General features: G+C 40.8%; 7 protein-coding genes. 5 read left to right on the forward strand and 2 right to left on the reverse strand.

The features are described from left to right. The first annotated feature begins 71 nt into the window (after positions 1-71). The 3 genes from ACY2A0_RS11170 to ACY2A0_RS11180 all read left to right on the forward strand — a co-directional run bounded on the left by ACY2A0_RS11170 (position 72) and on the right by ACY2A0_RS11180 (position 15,418). Positions 72-4,151, forward strand: a complete 4,080-nt coding sequence (locus ACY2A0_RS11170) for a LamG-like jellyroll fold domain-containing protein (protein ID WP_461791511.1) — start codon at positions 72-74, stop codon at positions 4,149-4,151. Between the two features lie 195 nt (positions 4,152-4,346). Further along, complete coding sequence (locus tag ACY2A0_RS11175; RefSeq protein WP_461789535.1) at positions 4,347-8,021, forward strand: T9SS type A sorting domain-containing protein; 3,675 nt, start codon at positions 4,347-4,349, stop codon at positions 8,019-8,021. Between the two features lie 266 nt (positions 8,022-8,287). Then, on the forward strand, positions 8,288-15,418 hold the full coding sequence (locus ACY2A0_RS11180; protein WP_461789536.1) for a T9SS type A sorting domain-containing protein: 7,131 nt from the start codon (positions 8,288-8,290) through the stop codon (positions 15,416-15,418). 457 nt (positions 15,419-15,875) lie between these two features. Here ACY2A0_RS11180 and ACY2A0_RS11185 read toward each other — a convergent pair whose 3' ends face one another. Beyond that, complete coding sequence (locus tag ACY2A0_RS11185) at positions 15,876-19,601, reverse strand: S8/S53 family peptidase (protein WP_461789537.1); 3,726 nt, start codon at positions 19,599-19,601, stop codon at positions 15,876-15,878. A gap of 47 nt (positions 19,602-19,648) precedes the next feature. Here ACY2A0_RS11185 and ACY2A0_RS11190 point away from each other — a divergent pair, with 47 nt between their 5' ends. Both ACY2A0_RS11190 and ACY2A0_RS11195 read left to right on the forward strand, forming a co-directional pair. Next, the gene (locus ACY2A0_RS11190) at positions 19,649-20,113 is read left to right on the forward strand and encodes a hypothetical protein (protein ID WP_461789538.1); all 465 of its coding nucleotides are present in this window, start codon (positions 19,649-19,651) and stop codon (positions 20,111-20,113) included. A gap of 151 nt (positions 20,114-20,264) precedes the next feature. Further along, the gene (locus ACY2A0_RS11195) at positions 20,265-20,525 is read left to right on the forward strand and encodes a PID-CTERM protein-sorting domain-containing protein (RefSeq protein ID WP_461791512.1); all 261 of its coding nucleotides are present in this window, start codon (positions 20,265-20,267) and stop codon (positions 20,523-20,525) included. Position 20,526: 1 nt separating this feature from the next. On the opposite strand, the gene ACY2A0_RS11200 is transcribed toward ACY2A0_RS11195, so the two are convergent. Then, positions 20,527-21,390, reverse strand: coding sequence for an N-acetylglucosamine kinase (locus ACY2A0_RS11200; RefSeq protein ID WP_461789540.1), 864 nt, complete (start codon positions 21,388-21,390; stop codon positions 20,527-20,529). Positions 21,391-21,399 lie beyond the last annotated feature (9 nt).

Below are 21,399 nucleotides of genomic sequence, written 5' to 3' on the forward strand. Positions count from 1 at the left end.
TTTAATTACATGTTATGGCAACTTCTTTATTACCCTTCCGCTGGGCTGTGTCCTTATGTTTATTTTTTTTGATGTTTAATGTAGTTGCGCAAGATATCAGTCGCTACACTGTTACCAAGCCAACGATAACCTATGGAGGCTTGACCTCTGCAACTTTTCCAACGCTAACCGGTAACACTAACGAAGGCTACTACAACGGAAGCGGTGGGGCGGGTATTCCTATAGGATTTGATTTTTGGTATATGGGTACTAAGTACACTACTTTTGCTATTAGTACCAATGGTTGGCTTACCCTAGGGCAGGGCATAAGTAATGCGCTGCCAACTAATAGCCTTGCAGCTAATAGACCGGTGATTGCTCCATTTTGGGATGATTTAAGGATACAACCAGGAATACTTACTGTTTTACTGGCTGGAGATATTAGTTACAACTTGTCAGGGCCAGAAGGCGATAGGCTGTTGACTGTACAATGGCGAGATATGGAGTGGACAGCTTCCGCTACATCAAGGCTGTCGTTTCAGGCAAAGCTCCATGAGAAAAATGGCGTTATCTTATTTAGTTATGCCCGTATTAACGATAATGCGCCGCCCAATGGTGCGGGAGCCTCTATAGGAATATCTGGCGGTACCAACCAATTTGCGTCCATTACAATGGCATCACCTAACAGCGCTTCAACAGTGAGGTATGATGTAGAAAATACGGTTAACCTAGTTAAACCAACTACGGATGATAGCTTTAATTTTGCTAGCATAGTAGCGCCACCTACAACATTGTCATTTAGTGCCGCAGGCCCGGCGCAGTTAACATTGAACTGGGCAGATATTGCTGCCGATAATATTGGTTACGTCATTTACCGTTCGCTCTCGGCATCAGCCGGATTTCAGCAGATAGGCAATGTTTTAGGAGGGAACGCAACTAGTTTTACCGACACCGGCTTATCGCCGAATACAAGGTACTACTATAAAGTTTTTGCACTTAGGGAAGCCTTGAGTACTGCACTGGAAGGAAATGCTATTACTGCGATTTGTCCGCAAACTTATCCTACAGGAATTTTGGTTAACTACAGGTTTAATAGTAATGCAAACGATGAACTTGCGGTTAACAATGGGCAATTTAATGGCGGTACTGCAACATTTGTTAATGATAGGTTTGGGAACGCCAACAGGGCTTACAGCTTAAATGGAACCACCAATTACATGTCCACAAGTAATTCATACAGTTCTCCAGCCGCATTTACTGTGTCTTGTTGGTTTAAAACTACCACAACCGAAGGCGGTAAGCTGATCAGCTTCGGCGATGCGCAAACCGGCAGCAGCTCGGCACATGACCGCCATATTTACATGGTTCCTAATGGCCGATTATATTTTGGAGTGTATCCCAGTGCGGTTAGAACAATAAATTCTACCACTTCTTTTAACGATGGGAATTGGCATCATGTAGTGGGCATACTTTCTGCTTCAGGTATGTTTTTATATGTGGACGGTACGTTATTAGCCAGTAATGCCAATGTGACAACAGCACAATCGTATACTGGTTATTGGCGTATAGGCTACGATAGAATGGATAATTCCTGGACTGACTGGCCGTCTGGTGCACGTACCCAAGCCTACTTTAATGGAGCTATTGATGACGTGGTGATTTATAACCGTGGTTTATCTGCTGCAGAAGTTGCCAATCTTTATCAACCTACTTTTGTAGCAACTACAACTGCGCCAATTTGTGCCGGTTATACCTTCAATTTAAATGCTCCATTGGTAGCTGGTGCAAGTTATTCTTGGTCTGGTCCGAATGGGTTTACCTCAGTGCAGCAAAATCCCTCTGGAATCGAACTTAATGCGAACACAATTGGCGTTTATACGCTAACCTTAACGGTTCCGGGTGGTTGTAGCACAATAACTGCCGCTGTAAGGGTTAGTCCCTTGCAAACAGATATGGGACTTTGGGCAGGCCGAAAAGATACCGACTGGAATAACCAGGCCAATTGGTGCGGGTTGGCGATTCCAACCAATGTGGTAAATGTGACCATCCCAGCTACTGGGCCAACGTATAACCCGGTAATCGCTTCAGCTGTCAACACAGCTAATCTAACGGTGCAATCAGGACGCAGCTTAACAGTAAATAATGGTGGAAACCTGCGGATTTCAGGCGCATTAAATAGCGTTAATGCCATTAATTCTACCGCCGGTAAGGTCACATTTAATGGATCAGTACCGCAAACTGTTCCGGCAAATGTTTTTGCTTCAAATACCGTCAAAGATATGGAGTTTAGCAATTCAGCAGGCGTGACTTTAAATGGAAGTTTGCGCATTACTGGCTTGCTCACCGCAAGTGCTGGCGCATTTAATTCGAACGGATTTTTAACTTTAGCTTCTGTCGAAACGTCTACGGCTAGTGTTGCTCCGGTAGCATCGGGCGCCTCTATTCAAGGTCAGGTGAGAGTGGAGCGTTTCTTAAAAGGTGGCAGTATTAACCCCTACCGTACTAGTCGGATGCTGTCGTCTCCTGTTTATGATAACACAAGTACATTTATTAACGTAAACACCGAAGGCAACCGAAGCGCTAAGTTTGCTCAGCTTATTGATGATATTATTATATCTGGCGCTGGTGGAAGTGCTGCGGGATTTGATGTAACTACAAGCGGAGAGGCTAGTGCGTGGACATACAGTTCTGGTTTTGTGCCAATTCCAAATATTAACACCGCGGTAAATGCAGGAAAGGGTATGTACGTTTATTTTAGGGGAAACAGGGAAAATTTTGCGCAAAAAACAAATGTTCCCTATGTTAATCCGGAAAATACAGTGGTGAGTTTTGATGGAATACTAAACCAAGGGGATATCAGCGTAACACTACCTGTTGGCGCCCATTTAGTTGGTAATCCTTATGCGTCTGCTATCGATTGGGATTCTAGCAATTGGGGTGCAGATCGCGTTAATGTTAATAATGCCATTTGGATATGGAATCCGGCAACTAGAAGTTACGCCACCTATGCCAACGGTGTGGGCTTGCTAGGTGGCAGCAGGCACATACAATCAGGACAATCGTTTTTTGTACAAACCTCCGCTGCCGGATCAATTAAATTTAAAGAAAGCATCAAAGCGCTGTTAGCCAGCCAGCCGGCACTCATTATGTCATCAAATGTTAAAACAGAAGAATTGGTCTTGTCAGATGGCGCAGCGGTTCAATCGACCAACCAGTTGCTCCGAATAAAGTTTAAACCTTTGGCATCGTTTGGTGAAGATGAGACCGTTTTAGTTTTTAAAGATGGTGCCAATGCTGCTTTTACCGCTGAGGATGCGCTTCATCTGGATGGGGAGGTGGTTAACTTATCATCTTTAATAGGCACTCGTAAAGTAGCTATTAATTTTATGCCACTCCCTGCGTCGTCTACCGAAATTCCCTTACATGTTGCAGTTGCTAATGCGGGGAATTATCTTTTCGATTTTAATGTGAGTGAATATAGTGCATCCCATCAAATCAAATTGAAAGATAGTTATTTGCAGACTGTCACAATGATTAGTGCCGGGCAAATCTATCACTTTAATGTAGATAAAAATATTCCAGCTACTCATGGTGCCGGCAGATTTAGTATCGTGATAGAACCCCCCACGGTACTGCCTTTGCTAATTAACGGCTTTAATGGCACTGCAAAAGCAACAGGTATTTGGCTTAATTGGTCTTTGGAGACATTTCAGCCAACTTCGAAAGTAAAACTATATAGAATAAATTCAGCGGAAGATGAAATCCAGTTGTTTGAAGGCAATGCTAGCCACCGACAATCCTTTCTAGATGTAGCGCCAATGGCGGGAAAAAATTACTACAAATTAGTTTTGTTGGATGCGGATGGACGGGTGCACCAAACCGAGTTTGCGGTAGTCGATTTTGGTGTAGGAAATACGTCAATGGTGAGCGCTTATCCAAACCCGGTAAGCGATCGACTTTATGTTAAAGCCCCTAATTTAAGCGGCGAATTTTTGATTAATTTATTAGATGTTTCTGGCAAATATGTAAAGCATACGACTGCCCTTGACAAGTTGCTTAGTGAAGGAATCTACCTAGATGTTTTAGGTTTACCAAATGGAATTTATTTTTTAAATATAGTGGATGCAAAAGATGGAAAAATCATATCCATCCAAAAAATAATTAAACGGTAAATTGGGAATAAACAACGTTTAGGCTGTTCAAACACAAATATTTGGATTGAATGTGTGTATTTAATTGCTCAATTTGTAGAATTAATTCCAGTTGTTTTTACTGGGGTATTCGGCTGAAGTTTTAAAAATAGTAGTTGTATAACCATATAGGCCATATTATCGTTTATGGCTTGGGAATTGCCTTTTTGTTTAGCGATGAAAAGACAGTTCCCATTTTTTTTAGCTGCATCTACCTTTTTTGTTTTGCTTTTTAACTTCAGTGTTAACGCTCAGGTTTATACTGCAACTGATTATTATTACAACAATTTTGATGGTGGTCAGCTTGGCAGTGGAATTACTTCCATTGGTGGTAGTGCCGGCCTTTCTATATCTTCTAATTCTACAAATAATTTAGCTACTGCCAGCGGTTACTGTTTGCAAAGCTCGGGTAATAATGTACCATCTGCTTATCAATTTTCTTTCATTGGCAACAATACCAATTTAGATAATGAGAATTTTGGTTGGGAGTGGACTTTTATCTACAAAAATAGCACTAATACGGCTGACAAATCGGACGTAATCACTACCGGGCAAAATAGTTGGAAATATTGGTTTTTGTCTACAGGCAGTTTTTCCAATCCAAATACGGGTTACTACTTAACACAAGATGGATCTAATTTAGCGTTAAGGTGGAGATATGATAATGATCCTTGGGGCAATAGATATAACCAATTGATAAATTTCAATATGTCTTCGTTGGGTACTGGATGGGAGAATAAAACCTACGCCATCAGGGTACAACGGATAAAAAGGCAGGGGCAGTTTGTATGGCACTTATTTGTTGATGAATATACCGCCACGGTTAAAGAAGCTACTACAGACAGAGGCGATGCTTACCACGGCACGTTAAATACCTACGCTAATTCTGGGCTACACATCAACTCAACTACTGCTGGACGCTTTAAATTCGATGAAATTAAAATGTATAGCATGAAGCTTCAGGTTTATGGAGCAAATGCTGCAGCTAATGGAATCAGTAATCCGCTTTATGCCAACCAACAAAATGCGATAATTTATGGCCTTCAGTTTCAAACCAGAGGGTATTTCGATATCTATCAATTTAAAGTAGATTTAACAGGGAATATTACGTCCATTATCGATAGGAACACCGTTAAAATCAATAAATCTATAGATGGTGTATTTGGAAATGCTGATGATACCTTCTTGGTAACGCTGGCTTCAGGCAACGTTTTTGACTCGGCTATACAGTATTATGGCAGCGCAAGTAGTCCTTTCGCTCGCTTCTGGTCTTTGGGTGCAGCTGACGGCTCAACGTTAACCGCTGGTTATTTGTTTCTAAGCGCTAACGTTCTAGCTAATCCAAATTTTAACAATAGCTTTGCAGTAACGGGAGTTTCGCTTCTTCAAGGGGCAAGCAATTCGGATAATTACACTAATACTTCTGGAACGGTGAGCAATTCAGCCGCCACACCATCGGCCTCTGGCAAAATTTACGATTGGATAGGCGGTACAAACTCATGGTCAACTGCATCCAATTGGAGCCTCGCAGATAATACTACGCCATCTACTGCTCCCACTGGTAACGATTTTGTACGTATCGGTGTAAACAAAAGTTTTACTCAAATGCCAACCATTTCAGCTAGCGCTGCGGTAGGTAATCTTACTATTGGCGGTGCTAATGGCAATGCACCTGCAATTACCATAAATTCAGGTGTTACGCTTACGGTAAACGGAGGCTTCGTTAATTCGAGAGCTTCTTCCATTAAGGGGACTGGCAATTTGGTTTTAGTTGGCAATTGGACTTCTAGTGGTGGAAAAATCAATTTAACTGATGAAGGTGTTTTGCTGCAGTTTAACAGTGCTAACGATCAAACTATAAAAGACGAAGGCTCTGATAGTGGAAATGGAGTCGTTTTCGGTAATGTTACTTTCACTGGCGGTGCCACTAAAACGCTTACAGGTCCGGGGAAATTCGCCGTTGCAGTTGAGAAATTTCTTACAATGGGTGCCAATACCACTCTACAAAGCAATGGTTTACTTACTTTAAAGTCAAATGCAAATGGTTCAGCTTCCATTGCGGCAATTCCTTCCAACGCTTCAATTAGAGGCTCAGTTACCGTTGAAAAATATATCCAAGGTGGAAATAAAAATATGTGGAGAACCAATAGGTTGCTTTCTTCTCCTGTATATGATAATACAAGCAGCTTTACCAATGCAAATGTTGATGGCGGCCGCAAATATAGCTTTACTCAGTTTATTGATGATATGTTGATAACCGGTGTTGGCGGTGCTGCTAACGGCTTTGATGTAAATTCAACTAACGAGACCAGTGCATGGACTTACATTGGTGCTTTTACGCCAATTCCTAATATTAATACTTCTTTGAACGTGGGCAGGGGCGCATTCATTTATTATAGAGGAGACAGAACTAATGCTACTGGAAAGTTTACTGCGCCATACGTAGATGCAGAGTCCTTAGTGATGACGTTTCAAGGAACCTTGACGCAGCAAAGCGTTACCGTTCCATTAACTGGCACCAATTTGTTGGGCAACCCATATGCTGCTACTATCGACTGGCTAGCGGTTACAAAAACAGCAAATGTTGGTAGTGTAATCAAGATTTGGAATCCAAAAAATAGACAATATTCAGTATTTAATGGTGAATATGGTATAAATGATGGAAGTAGATACATCGGTTCTGGTCAGGCATTTTTTGTTCAGTTGACAAATTCCTCTTCGGGTTCGGTCACTTTCACGGAAGCTTCGAAAGTTAGTGCGGTAAATCAATCATCGGCGACATTTAACAAGCTGATGGCCGTGGAGCCGAGCAATTTGGGCGTTGTTACTATGGAAGGTGGGGACAATCCAGTTTATGTTGAGCCAGCTACAAAAATGAGGGTGCAATTATCCAGAGACAATACGGAGAATGGTGATGAGACACTGATAATTTTAAGAAGGGGAGAGCTTGCAACTGTTGCTGGTTTTGATGTTGAGAGATCTGGTGGGGAAGCGGTGTTTTTATCTAGCCTTTCTGCTGAAGGTAAAAAAATGGCTATAAATTATATGCCGCACATTTCAGAAATATCATCATTTAAGTTAGGAGTAGATGCGTCCAATAATGGCAGCTATACTTTCTCTTTTAACTTAGAGGATATGCCAATTGGCTATGAAGCAAAACTGAAAGATAACTATTTGAATAATATCACCGATATCGTAGAAGGTTTCGAATATAATTTTACGGTTGATAGGTCTAAATCGGCCAGCTTTGGAAACGGCAGGTTCGAAGTTCTTTTAACTCCAGTTACTACTTTGCCTGTAGTAATCTCTAATTTTTCTGGTGTTAAAAAAAGTGAAGGTGCGCTGTTAAGCTGGAAAACCTCTTCAGAAATCAATAATGATCACTTTGAAATTTTAAGAGCTGATGATACACAGCAATATGTTAGCATTGGTAAAGTGATGCCTAATACCTCTGGTAATTATAATTTCTTAGACAAATCGCCTGTGGCTGGGAATAACTATTATAAATTAGTACAGGTTGACCTTGACGGTAAGGCCAATACTTACAAAGAGCGTGTTGCTATTAAATTTGATTTAGACAAAACCACAGGCAACGAAGTTGTCGTATATCCAACGCTAGTACAATCTACATTTACTTTAAAATATAACGGAAGTTTAACTTCTAACAACTACCTAATTAACATAACTGATGCAAGCGGTAAAGAAGTGTACAGTGTCAAAGCAGGTAAAGATGAAATCATCAACGGTGCGAAAGGTGAGCTTTCGATGGTTCCTCCCGGCGTTTATTTTGTCACTTTGGTAGACACTGTTACAAGTAAAAAATTAGGGGCAAAAAAACTCATTAGAAAATAAAAAGAGTTGTTAATGGCGTTTAAGCTCCTAAGGCTAGTTCGAGAAATTGATTCTGTTGTTTAACATTATTTCAGAAAATTTTTAGTTCATGAAATAAAAAGTACTCTTTTTGCGTTTAAATGCGGTTTTGTAAAAAAAATCTGTTTATAACCATTTCTAGGTATTGTTTTAATTGCGTAATTTTTCGATTTTAGCCAAATTATTTGATTTCCAGAACTATAGGTTTTGAAGAAATCATTTAAAGAAAGAGAGCTAAACAGGATTATATGCAAATTTTTACTAAGGTAAAAACCCTTTTATTATTATTTTTTTTATTGGCAAGTGTTACGAGTGCTTTTGCCCAAGTAACAATTACACAGCCAACAGGTGGGGTAGGGATTTCAACAGACAAAGCGGTTGGGGGTACCGCTGCTGGCTATACCGCAATCGGCGATATTATCATTGCTGAACAAAATAATGCAGCTTTTCAAGCTGGTACCGACCAAAAGATCTATTTGGTGCCCTCACAAGCACATTGGCAAATTGAGCCCGGTGTAGGTACGGTCAATTTTAGTGGTACTAATATTACTGCTGCATCTATTCTAGTGCAGAGCGGGTTGATAACCGTAACATATTCTGTAACTGGTACTACTGCGAAAGATAACATCATTACCATCTCAGGAATTTCAGTACAATCAACCACCACGTTAAACGAAGCAACAGCTGCCACCTTGAGGCGCAGTACGGCGGCAGGTCCTAATAATGGCACTATCTCTGGCTTTGTGAACAATACTGTAGTAGCAAACTTATCAGAAGTTGCGGGTACCTACTCACAACTACAGGTTTTATTTCCGGGTGAAACTGCCGCTCCAGGAACTATTTCAGGTAAAACTGGTACGCCAACCAATAGAAACTCGGGTACGCAATTCGCGGTTACTGTAAACGCTGTTGATGCATATTTTAACAGAATTACCACCAATAATAATACCGTGCAGATTACCTCTAGTGATGTAAATGCAGTATTGCCTGCGAACAATACTTTAGCATCAGGAACTAGAAATTTTAACGTTACTCTTCGTACGTTAGGAAGTGCTACGGTAAGCGCTACCAATGTAACGCTTGGTTCGCCGGCCAATGCAAGCAGTAGCGTAAGTGTTGTTACTGGTCCTTTTGCTAGGCTTCAGCTGCTTTTGCCTGGCGAAACTGCTGCTCCAGGGACAGCAACCGGTAAATCTGGTGTCCCAACAGGACTTGTAGCTGGCACACCTATCAATGTAACAGTTAATGCTGTGGATGCTGGATGGAATGTAGTTAATACCGTTACAGATGAAATACGCTTAACAACTACTGATGCCAATGCCACACTGCCAGCCAACCTTTTCATGGTGAACGGCGTAGCTAACTTTTCTGGCGGTTCAGCCGTTACTTTGGTTACTGCAGGTAATAGAACAATTACTGCAACCAACATTACCGATGGAACAAAAACAGCCAGTACTAGTCCAACTTTTGCTTTGGCTGCTGGTGCCTATTCCCAGTTGCAAATATTATTGCCTGGCGAAACTGCCGCCCCAGGTACAATTACTGGGAAAACAGGAACAACCACCGATAGAACTTCAGGTACACAATTCGCAATTACGGTTAATGCCGTAGATGCCAATTTTAATAGAATTACATCTAATACAAATACTATCCAGATTACTTCTGATGACGTAAATGCTACTATACCAGCAAACAATACATTGTCTGCGGGTACGAGAAGCTTTAACGTTACGTTGAGGAGTTTGGGCAGTATCAATCTAAATGCTGTGAACGTTACGCTTGGCACACCTGCCAATAGTAGAAGCGTAAACGTTGTGGTTGGGCCTTTTGTGAAACTTCAATTGCTTCTTCCGGGCGAAACCGCTGCTCCCGGTACAACTACAGGTAAAACTGGTACACCAACGGGACTGGTTGCTGGTTCATCATTTAATGTGACAGTTAACGCGGTAGATGCAGCTTGGAACGTAATCAATACAATTACCGACCAAATCCAGTTAACCACTACTGATGCTAATGCTACAATGCCAGCTAATATTTCAATGGTAAATGGCGTTGCTAGTTTTTCAGGGGCTTCTGCTGTTACGTTGGTTACCGCAGGCAATAGAACTATTACCGCTACCAATATCACCGATGGGACAAAAACAGCTAACGTCAGTCCAACTTTTGCTTTGGCTGCTGGTGCTTATTCGCAGTTGCAAGTATTGTTACCAGGTGAAACTGCAGCTCCCGGCACAATGAGTGGAAAAACGGGAACGGCAACTGATCGAAATTCGGGTACTCAATTTGCCGTTGTAATCAATGCTGTTGATGCTTATTTTAATAGAATTACCTCTAATACCAATACAGTTCAAATCACTTCAGATGATAGTAATGCAACTTTGCCTGCAAACGGGGCACTAGTAGCCGGAACTAGAAGTGTGAATGTAACGCTACGGACCCTTGGAAGCATTACTTTAAATGCGATAAATAGCACACTTGGCACACCTGCAAATAGTAAAACCGTAAATGTTGTTGCCGGACCTTTTGTAAGGTTGCAATTACTATTACCTGGCGAAACTGCAGCTCCTGGAACCACTAGTGGTAAAACAGGAACTCCAACGGGACAAGTGGCTGGTACGCCATTTAATGTAACTGTTAATGCTGTAGATGCTGCGTGGAATGTGGTTACTACCATTACCGACGAGGTTCGTTTAACTACTTCGGATGCCAATGCAGCAATGCCAGCTAATCTTTTCATGGTGAATGGTGTAGCTAGTTTTTCTGGTGCCTCGGCGGTTACACTAGTTACTGCAGGGAATAGAACCATTACCGCTACTAATATTACCGATGGTACAAAAACAGCCAATACCGGTCCGGCAATTGTAGTAGCTGCGGGAACGTTTAGTAAACTTTTATTAACTCTTCCAGGCGAAACTTTAGCTCCCGGAACAGCTACCGGTAAAACGGGCACGCCAACGGGGGTAAATGCTGGCGCTGTAGTAGTGGCTTCTGTTTATGCTGTTGATGCCTACTTTAACCGGGTAACTGGAAATGCCGATATTATTAATATCACTTCTACAGATCCAGGAGCAACTTTACCAGCAAACAATACGCTTGCCGCAAATGGAACCAGAACCTTTAACGTTACCTTAGTAACTCCAGGTTCTAGAAATATCACAGCTACCAATACTACCAACCCGGGCGGAGTAAGTGCTGGTTCATCAACTATCACCGTTATCGGAGGGGTATTTACCAAATTGCAAGTCTTGCTTCCGGGCGAAACTGCTGCACCTGGCACTGCTTCTGGCAAAACAGGTACACCTACAGGCCAAATCGCCGGTACACCATTTACAGTAAGAGTTAGGGCGGTTGATGCTGCTTGGAACTTGATAACTGGATCTTCTCACGTTATTCGACTAACCTCAAGTGATGTGAACGCAACCATGCCTGCTGATTTTGTGATGGATGCATCTGGTGAAGTTACGCTTACCAATGTTACGCTGGTTACTGGTGGAAATAGGAATATTACCGCTTCGGATATCACTGATCCTACTAAAACTGCCAATACTAGTCCTAACTTTTTGGTAAGCCCTGGAGCATATGCAAAGTTGCAGGTGCTACTTCCAGGAGAAACCGCTGCTCCTGGGACAGCTTCTGGTAAAACAGGTGCGCCAACAGCCAGAAGTGCAGGAACGGCATTTAACTTTACAGTAAACGCTGTAGATGCCAACTGGAATAGAATTACTACAAATACGAATACAGTACAAATTACTTCTAACGATGTAAATGCGACGCTGCCAGTAAATGCTGCTTTGGTTGCTGGAACGAAAACTAACTTCAGCATCACATTGAGGTCTGTTGGATCAACTACCATTACTGCAACAAATGTTACTGCTGGAGGTTTTGCTAATAGTGCTGCTGTAAGCGTAGTTCCCGGCACATTCGTGAAGTTGCAGTTGTTGTTGCCAGGTGAAACTGCTGCGCCAGGAACAGCAACAGGTAAAACAGGTACGCCAAGCCCACAGCTTGCCGGTGCACCATTTAATGTAACCATTAATGCCGTTGATGCGGCATGGAATGTGGTAAATACAGTTACTGATTTAGTAAGCTTTACCGCTACAAATGATATTTATGCGCAACTTCCTGCGGCAACTGCTTTGTCATCCGGAACCTTGACAACTCCAGTAACATATCGTATCGGTTCCGCAACTGCAAATAAAAGATTAACCGTAGCCGATCAAACTGATAATACTAAAACATCAAGTGCCAGTTCGCTTTTTGCAGTAAATATCAATACTTTTAGTAGGTTGTTGATTATTTTGCCGGGCGAAACTTATGTTGCGGGACATCCAAACGGTAAAACTGGAACTCCTTCAAATCAAGGTGCTGGAGTAGCGTTTAATATTACGGTTAGGGCAACGGATGCTGCCTTTAATACGGTAACTTCAGTAACTGACGTTGTTGGAATTACTACTACTGACCCAAGTCGCACGCTACCTGCTGATGCAGCTTTAGTAAGCGGCGTTAGAACTAATTTTTCCGTAAGATTAAATACGATAAGCAACACCAACACCTTAACAGCTTCAGACGTAACTGACGGAACTAAAACACCTTATACCACAGCTGGAATACCGATACTTAACCCAAGTAATGCTACAGATTATTTTAGAAGTGCTGTAACAACTGGTAATTGGAATATTTCTACAAGTTGGGAAACATCTACAAATGGAGTCTCCGGCTGGCAGGCGGCAACTTTAGCGCCTTCAAATACAGCAGCTACAGTGACGGTAAGAACAGGAAATACCATTAGCATTACGGGCAATCAAACAGTTGATGACGTTTTAATTGAAAGTGGTGCTCAATTAACGCTTACTGGCGGTACGCTAACCATTGCTAGCGGCCCTGCGGTTGTTGTTAAAGGCATACTAAGCAATAATGGTAGGCCAATTACTGTAAGCGGCGTTTTACAAGTGGATAACGGTGGAAAATATCAGCATAATTTTACCACAACTTCGGGTACTATCCCTACCGCTACTTGGAATACAGGCGCTATTTGTGAAGTAATTGGTTACACCAGTTTTGCAGGAGATGTATTGGGTAGCAATCAAACATTTTCAGATTTTGTTTGGAACAGTCCTGGTCAAACAGCGGCAAGTACACCGTCTTTAGTAAATAATTTTACCGCAAGAAATTTCACGGTAACATCAACTGGTAATGGTACGTTAAATCTAGCCTCAACGGGAGGTAGTGTCACCATCACAGGAAATTACACACAAACTGCAGGTACGGTAACCGTAAATAAAACTAGTGGCACACAAAATTTAAGTGTAGCTGGGAATTTCGCCGTTAACGGAGGTAATTTTAGCTTAGGTGCTGGTACTGTAAATATTAGTTATAATGGCAGTACTCAAAGCTTATCTAACGCTGGCTCTGCAATTCAATTTAGAGATGTTACATTTAGTAATGGCGGAACAAAAACGCTGGCTAGTGGAAGCTTCTCCATAGCTACAAATGGCGTACTGAACATCGGTTCAAGTACTACCTTAAATGCCAATGGTAATTTAACGATATTATCTAGCGCATCTGGATCTGGTAGGGTAGCAGCCATTCCTTCCGGAGCGGCAATTACTGGAAATGTGAATGTTCAACGTTTTGTTACAGGCGGTACTCAGGATCCTTATAGAACCTATCGCATGTTCTCATCACCAGTTTTTGATAATGGAAACCCTTCTAACAGAACCTATAGCTTTAATCAATTTATTGATGATGTGATTGTAACAGGTGCGGGTGGTAGCACTAACGGTTTTGATAGTAGCTCTGGTAATGCAGCCAGCGCTTGGACCTACGGTACTTCTGGCTTTACTGCCATACCTAACATTAATACTTCGGTTAATATTGGAAAGGGAGCCTATATCTATTACAGAGGCGATAGGTCAAACTATACTGGAAAGACTACTTCTCCATATGTTGATCCAGAAAATACAGTGATTGATTTCGTCGGCGTATTAAATCAGCAAAATGTAGCGGTAACCCTTACTAACGGAGGAAATTTAGTAGGTAATCCGTATGCTTCAAGCATAGACTGGAATTCTGCTGGAATTACCAAATCTGGCCTTACAAATAACATCATTAGAATTTGGAACCCTGCATCAAGAAGCTATGCCACCTATGATGGCGCAGTGGGTGTGCCAGCCAATGTCGCAAGTAATATCATTCCGGCAGGACAAGGCTTTTTTGTGCAAGCTAACGGCTCTGGTAGCATCACTTTTGCTGAGAGTGCCAAAATTAGTACCCAGGCATCGCCGTTATTAATGTCGACACCTGCTACGGAAAATCCTATCGCAATTGAAAGAGTTGTTATGGCTAATAATACTGAACCTGTGGTTCAATCTACGCCATTCACTTTGGTGCGTTTATCCTTAACAGGCAATGGCTTACCTTATAAAGAAGAGACTGCGGTAGTTTTCCAAACGGGTAAATCAGCTGCTTATAATGTTACAGAAGATGCAACCTATCTATCGGATGCTGCTGAGCAGAAATTGTTCCTATCAAGTCTTTCGAGTGATAACAGAAGTTTGGCAATCAATTACATGCCTGCAGTAGCTAACGGCACAAGTGTCAAACTTAATGTAAGCGAAGGAAATAAAAATGGTAATTATCAATTGTCTGTTGATTACCAAGATGTGCCTTCAGGATATCTAGTGAAACTTAATGATAATTTCTTGGGTACATCAGCTGCGGTATCATCTGGTTATGTACATTCATTTACAATCGACAAAACGCAGGCAGCAAGTTATGGTACAAACAGGTTTAGTGTGTCTTTTGAAGCTCCAACCACGCTTCCAGTAACTTATGCAACGTTCACTGCTAATAAGGTGTCGCAAGGCGTATTAGTAAAATGGACCACGTTATCTGAAACTAATAATAATAGATTTGAATTAAAAAGATCAGGAGATAACAAAAATTATGAGCAAATTTTTGTAGAACCATCAAAAGGCTTAGCTGGTAATTATTCCTTTATCGATAGAAATCCTTTGATTGGAAATAATTACTACAAGCTTGTTCAGATAGATAATGATAATAAAATCACTGAAACTGAGCCGAAGTCGGTACATTATTCTGGGAACTTAAGCGAAAATGTAGAAATACTAAGTGCTTATCCTAATCCAGTAATCTCTAATGTTAGAATCCGATTTAATGGATCTTTAGCTGCATCAAGCCAAACCTTAAAGCTAGTTAATGTAAACGGGGAGGTGCTACTAACTCAAGCGGTTTCAAAAGATCAAATGCTGAATGGTTATGAACTTAATCTGTCGAGCTATGCCAAAGGTACTTACGTAATAGAGCTTTATGAAAACGGTTCAAAACGCGTAGGTCAAGTAAAGATAGCTAAGCAATAATTTAGCCTTAAACAAGGGCTTTTTCAAAAGTTAACCGCAACTGCGGAATCTTCTCTGATTAGCGGTAACGCATAATCTATCAATCTTGGAATAAGTTCAAGATAGGGGATTGGCACTTTTGAAAAGGCCCTTTTTTTATTGTCTCTTCATTTTATTTTTTACGAAAAGCATAAGCTTAAAGTGAGCTTGACTGTATTTTCAGCAACTCAGCAATCCTACTACAGGAATTAAAATTCTTAGTTTAAAGTGCATCATTTTTTGTGATGACAATATCTTAGATGTCCTAGTTGGATTTATTGATGATTAAATTCACCTTCTATGTTCGCGTAAAACTAACATGACTTTTGGCTGCCAATAATAGTCAAAGATTGATTAGGCCACCATGGTAAACCAATAGCTCACATGATGAGATATCATCATGTGAGCTAACTGATGAATCTATGTCCAGCTTAACGAGCTATAGTACCATAATTTTTTTGGTATACACTGATTCGCCAACTCTTATTTTCAAAATATAGGTGCCGCTAGATAATCTCGATACATCTAAATTCTCGATAACAATTCCCTTTTGGCTGCTTTTGTTTTTCTCGTAAATTTTTTGGCCTATTATATTAAACAAAGCAAGTTGTATGTTTTCAGTATTAGGAATTTCGAAAGCCACGGTTAAACTATTGGAAGCTGGTAAAGGAAATACTTGTAACTTTAATTCCGTGTCTCCTTTATCCTGAGGAAGATAAAGGAATTCATCTGACATCGCTGTGCATCCAGAATTAATATTTGTTTGCACCGTATATCGTCCGGCGGTTATTGGTTTGTAGCTTTTTGAAGTTGCACCTACTATCATCTTGCCATTTAAAAACCACTGATTGTTATCATCAAAAGCAGCTATTAGTTCGTTGCCGTTTTGTGTAATTCCAGCACCAACAAATGGAACTTCAGTACGTGTAGCTGATGCACAACCTAAGGCTTTAACCTTGATATCATAAAAATAATAGTAAAAGGAACCCGGTGTAGAAGCATTATTGCTGGTGATGTTAAATATGTTTAATGCTGAACTCAATGGATAAATAGGACTAGTTACCCCGTTGTTCCTGAAAATAGTTGCATCATTTTTATAGGTGATGTAAATGCTATAATTGCCTGCCTCTGGAAATTTTAAATTTAGCGTGTAAACTCGCCCTTGATCATTTAAATCGTTTGCCGCGGTGCCAGCCACTGGTGTAGTTCTGGTTGCGGTTACTTCTAATGTAGTGCTTGATACCTCTACTCCAACACTATTTTGTACCGAAAATGTGATAGTGCCGCTATGGCCAATATATAGTTTGGCACTTTCCATTATAGTAGGTGCAAGCACATTCACGTTCACTGCGCCGGTAGTTTGCAAATAGGTTCCTGGTCCTAGTCTAGTTTCGTTTTTGTCTTTTGGACCTACTGATCCGCTGTATTCATTTAAGCTAGCGTAGTATTTCCCATTAGTTGGGGCTATTTTCGTACTGATATTATTTCCGTATTCAAACGGGATCAAATCTGTATCGTTTTTATACCAGTATACAATGCCATTACCAGCGGCAGAAAGTTGATATCGACTAGTGTTGTTACAATAGTACGCATTGGTGCTTCCAACTGCTGGAGCTAATGCTGTCTGCTGGTTTACGCTCAGCTCATCATTAGTGCTAATCAAATCCTGAGCTAACGTAGTTTTGGCTTTGATGTTGTAGGTTTTTCCGGCGAGTGCTACGAAGCTGCCAGGTAATAGAAATTCAGTTTCTTCTGAGGGCTTAATGGCTCCTGTGTATGTTCCGCTTAAATTGCCTATTAAATTAACGCCGTCAAAAACGCTAACTGTAACAGGCACGTTGGTAATTGTTTGTGAACCATAATTGCGTATCGTTACCTTAACCATTTGCTGTGCATTAGCACAATTATTTATAGGCTGCGAAATATTGGAGATGCCAGCATCTGTACTTGAATTAATGAATTTTACTCTATACGTTAATGTTTCACCTTTTGTGTAATTGCCACAGGGGCTAATTGTACTTACATCATTAGTTTCAGTAAGCACTACTCTTAATAAGGTGTAGGTATTGATGTTTAAATTATTTGGTACGATGATGTTTGAATTGAATGTTCCTACACCGTTAACCACGTTTGTGGTAGAAACAAGCTCATTAGCATCTTCAAAATCACCGTCTGCATTCCAATCGATGTAAACTTTTGCCGCTTTATTAAAGTTAGCACCGCATGTTCCTAAAGATAAACTTAGAGGATAGGTTTTAGCTAGCTCCAGCGATATGGTTTGCCCCGTAAAATCGCTGTTAGTGGTGCAGCCGGTGGTGGCAGTATAATTAATGTTAGCCAAACTGAAACCGGTAATTTTTGAATCAGCAGACGAGCTAGGAGCCGATGCACAATATGCTTTTCCTCCAACGCCTGTTGCTACAATGGAAAAGGCCTGAGATCCGCGTTGTAGCGTACCTTTATGTGTTACCGTAAAACTATATGCTTTTCCAGGTACAGCATCAGCAATATAAATTTGTTCTACGTTATCTCTAAAATTATCGCCTTTTGTTGCCGCAGCAGATGGGTTGTTAGGATCCAATATCCAAGGTAGATAGCTGGTATTGCCATCGCTACACCTCATGTCCAGATCGTTTACAAGTCTTAGCGTTCTATTATTCAAGGCATTTTCAATTGGAATGATGTCAATTTCAGGATCCGTCCAGCAAATAGTGGCTACTAAAGGGCCGTCGCCTGAAGCGATAACGGTAAAAGTTTCACTGCCACCTTGCGTAAGTGCTTTTTCACTAATTAAGCTCTTTGTACCTTTGTTCAAAATAGCTTTCGCAGCACTTTCGGTGTTCATTAATCCCCAACCGTAGATATAATCTGGTCCTGGATTTGCACCCGCTTCACTTGCCGTTCCCAAAGCCAATGCTTTCAATGTTGCAGCTCTCATAAAGCTGTTATTTTTTTGAAAGTACAGTTCTTGGAGCAGGGCTAATGATCCAGTAACGGATGGAGCAGCCATGGAAGTGCCAGAAAGTGTGGTGTACGATGAAGGTCCTGCGTTGCTGGTTGAAGTTACGCTAACACCGTCCGCTGCTATGTCGGGCTTTATCCTTCCATCATCAGTAGGCCCCCAAGCACTAAAAGAGGATATGGAAATATCATCCGGAGTAACCGTCCCGTATGGCAGTGGATTAACTGCTGTAACGGTCATGATGTTTTTTGCTACGGCGTAAGTTCCCAAAATATCATAACCGTCGTTACTTGATATCCCTGCAGGTCTCGGACCAGCGTTAATCAGCGTTCCACTTGTGTTATATCTATAATAGGTGTCGCCAATTGCAGGGCCGTTACTATTTCGATAATTGCCTCCCGATTTCACTGGCAAATAAAATGGGGCGTTGTAACATATCCTGTCCCATTCCTTGGCATCACTGTCATAATAGCCAAATTTATAATCTTCGTTAGCACCAAATTGTCCTCTAAATTCCCATCTGCTCGGATTGATGCTGGTATTTTCATACCAACCCGCAATGGTGCCGTAAGAGTGGTTCGACAACAGCAAGTTGGTGGCATAGGTCGACATTTCGGAGTTATCGTTATTAAAGTCAAATGATAGAAGTTTAGGCAATCCAAAAGCCATACCTCTAGCATTCTCGTATTTGCCTTCAGCCATAATGGTTCCAGCAACATGGGTAGAGTGAGTGGACGTTACGGTGGTACCATCTTTGATCTCGATTCGGTTGTTTTGAAATTCAACATGCGTAGTCAAAACAGCCCCTCCATCCCATATCGCCACTTTATCATTAGGTAAAGTGCTACCGCTTAAGTTTAGTCCCAAGGCCCCACCTGTATAAAGTTTATTGGTATTAATGGTTGCGGCTGATATTTTGTTGTTTTCAGTATATTTATAAAGTGGGAGCCCGAAGTCATCTACGCCATACAGGGTAAAAACTCTACCGTCTTTGGTGGTTCCAAAAACTTCCCAACCTTTTTCTGCGGCTAAAGAAATGGCCTTTGATAATCTCTTTTTTTCTGTGCTAAACAACTGTAGCGCATTTTGCTTCAAAAAAATAGCGTTTGTTTGGTTTTGTTTATCAGCTTGTGCAAAGGAATTAATGTGGATTGCAAAACCAAATATGGAGATGAGGAAAATCGAAAGCCTTGAGTTGTACATAAATTCAGATAAATACTTAACTTAAAGCAATTTTAAAGATAATTAGGATGATTTCTATACAAAAGCTAGTATTTTTTATTGCTGTAACACTGGCCCTAAGCTGTGCTGCGCAAAAAAATAGCCAACCCGCTATTAATCAAGGTGTTTATGGAACCGTTAGATGGCTGGAGGGAAACTTAATGCCTTCGCCAGATGAACCTAATTTGGGTAAAGGCAAAGCAGTGCAGCGACAGTTGTTGATTTACAAGGCTGTAAATTTTAGTAGTGTGGAAGGGCAAGCGCCTCTTTTCAAAAAAATAAATGCAGTTTTAGTTAAGAAAGTAAAATCAAACAATAAAGGAATATTTTCTTCTGAATTGCCTGATGGAGTTTATTCGGTTTTTACTGTGGAGCCAACCGGAGAGTTTTTTGCTAATAATTTTGATGGAAATGGATTTATAAATACGGTAAAAGTGGAGCAGGGAAAGGTAAGCGAAATGAAAATTGAAATCAATTATAAAGCAGCATATTAAGTGGTGTTGTGTATGTGGTAATATTCTGATTTTTAGAGGTGTAAAAAGAAATTTTATTTTAAAAAATTCTTTTTTGAGCTAAAAAACACCTATTATTGCATGAGATTAACTATCTCTTATATTAAAAGTATTTTACAATTAACATTTACCGGTGAGGCGTAACGTAGCTGAGATAATTTATAGGGCAACTTTTATTTGTGTTTTGGCGGCTTTGCTATGTAGTATACACGCAAAAGCTGCAGATGGTCCTTGTGATCCTTTCAATCCACAACCTGGATGTGAGGACTTTAATCCCGATGATGTGCCAATTGATGGCGGTGCAAGTATATTAATTGCTGCAGGTGTAGCCTATGGTTTGAAAAAGGCCTACGACAAACGTAATAACTTGGTTGAGGAAGATTCTGACAAATAACCTAATCTACTTTTTCTAAAATTCCCTCTCTTTTGAGAATATATTCAAAAATTCCTTCGATAGGCTTCTGAAGGGTTTTTCCAATTTTTAGGTTATTTTCTGCGAAAACGGCTCTTAGTTCATCCTGATAGTAATAGCTAATTGAACCTACAAAATTGCACTCCAGCGTTTTATAGTTCTTGTAATCTTTTACATTGCTATCTATAAACTCCTGAAATCCTTCATGTAATGTTTTCTGAATAAAAGGATGCTGCCTGTTTTTAATCATAAAGCGGCTAAAAGTAGCTAAATACGAATTGGGGAATGGCTTTTGGTAAATGTTTTCTATTACAATGTCCTTTGTGACTTCAAAATCCGAAGAGAAGTGATCTCTCAAATCAGCAGGCATGGTTTTGTGTAGATAGGATATCAGCATTTTTTTACCGAAGTAAGTCCCTGAACCTTCATCGCCTAAAATATAACCTAATCCGTGCTTGCCATCAAACACATGTTCGCCGTCATAATAGGCAATATTAGATCCCGTCCCTAAGATGCAGGCCAAACCCTTTTTATCTCCGCAAGTGGCATAGGCTGAGCCTAGCAAATCGTGATCAACACTAATAAAAGCATTCTTGAAGAAAGATGATAGTCCGTTGGATACAATTTCGTGCTTATCAGGGTTTAAACAGCCCGCTCCAAAAAAGTAAACTTCCTTTATCTCATTGGCAATCGCAGCAATCTCTTTGTTTTTTGATAAGATTCTAACGATATCCTGTGCATTTGCAAAATAAGGGTTGATACCTTGGGTATTGAACGATAATGTTTGTTCGGGACTGTACGCCATCCAATCTGTTTTGGACGATCCGCTATCGGCAACTAAAATCATGCACTAAAA

The sequence above is a fragment of the Pedobacter sp. genome (assembly GCF_965249885.1).
GTDB lineage: Bacteria > Bacteroidota > Bacteroidia > Sphingobacteriales > Sphingobacteriaceae > Pedobacter.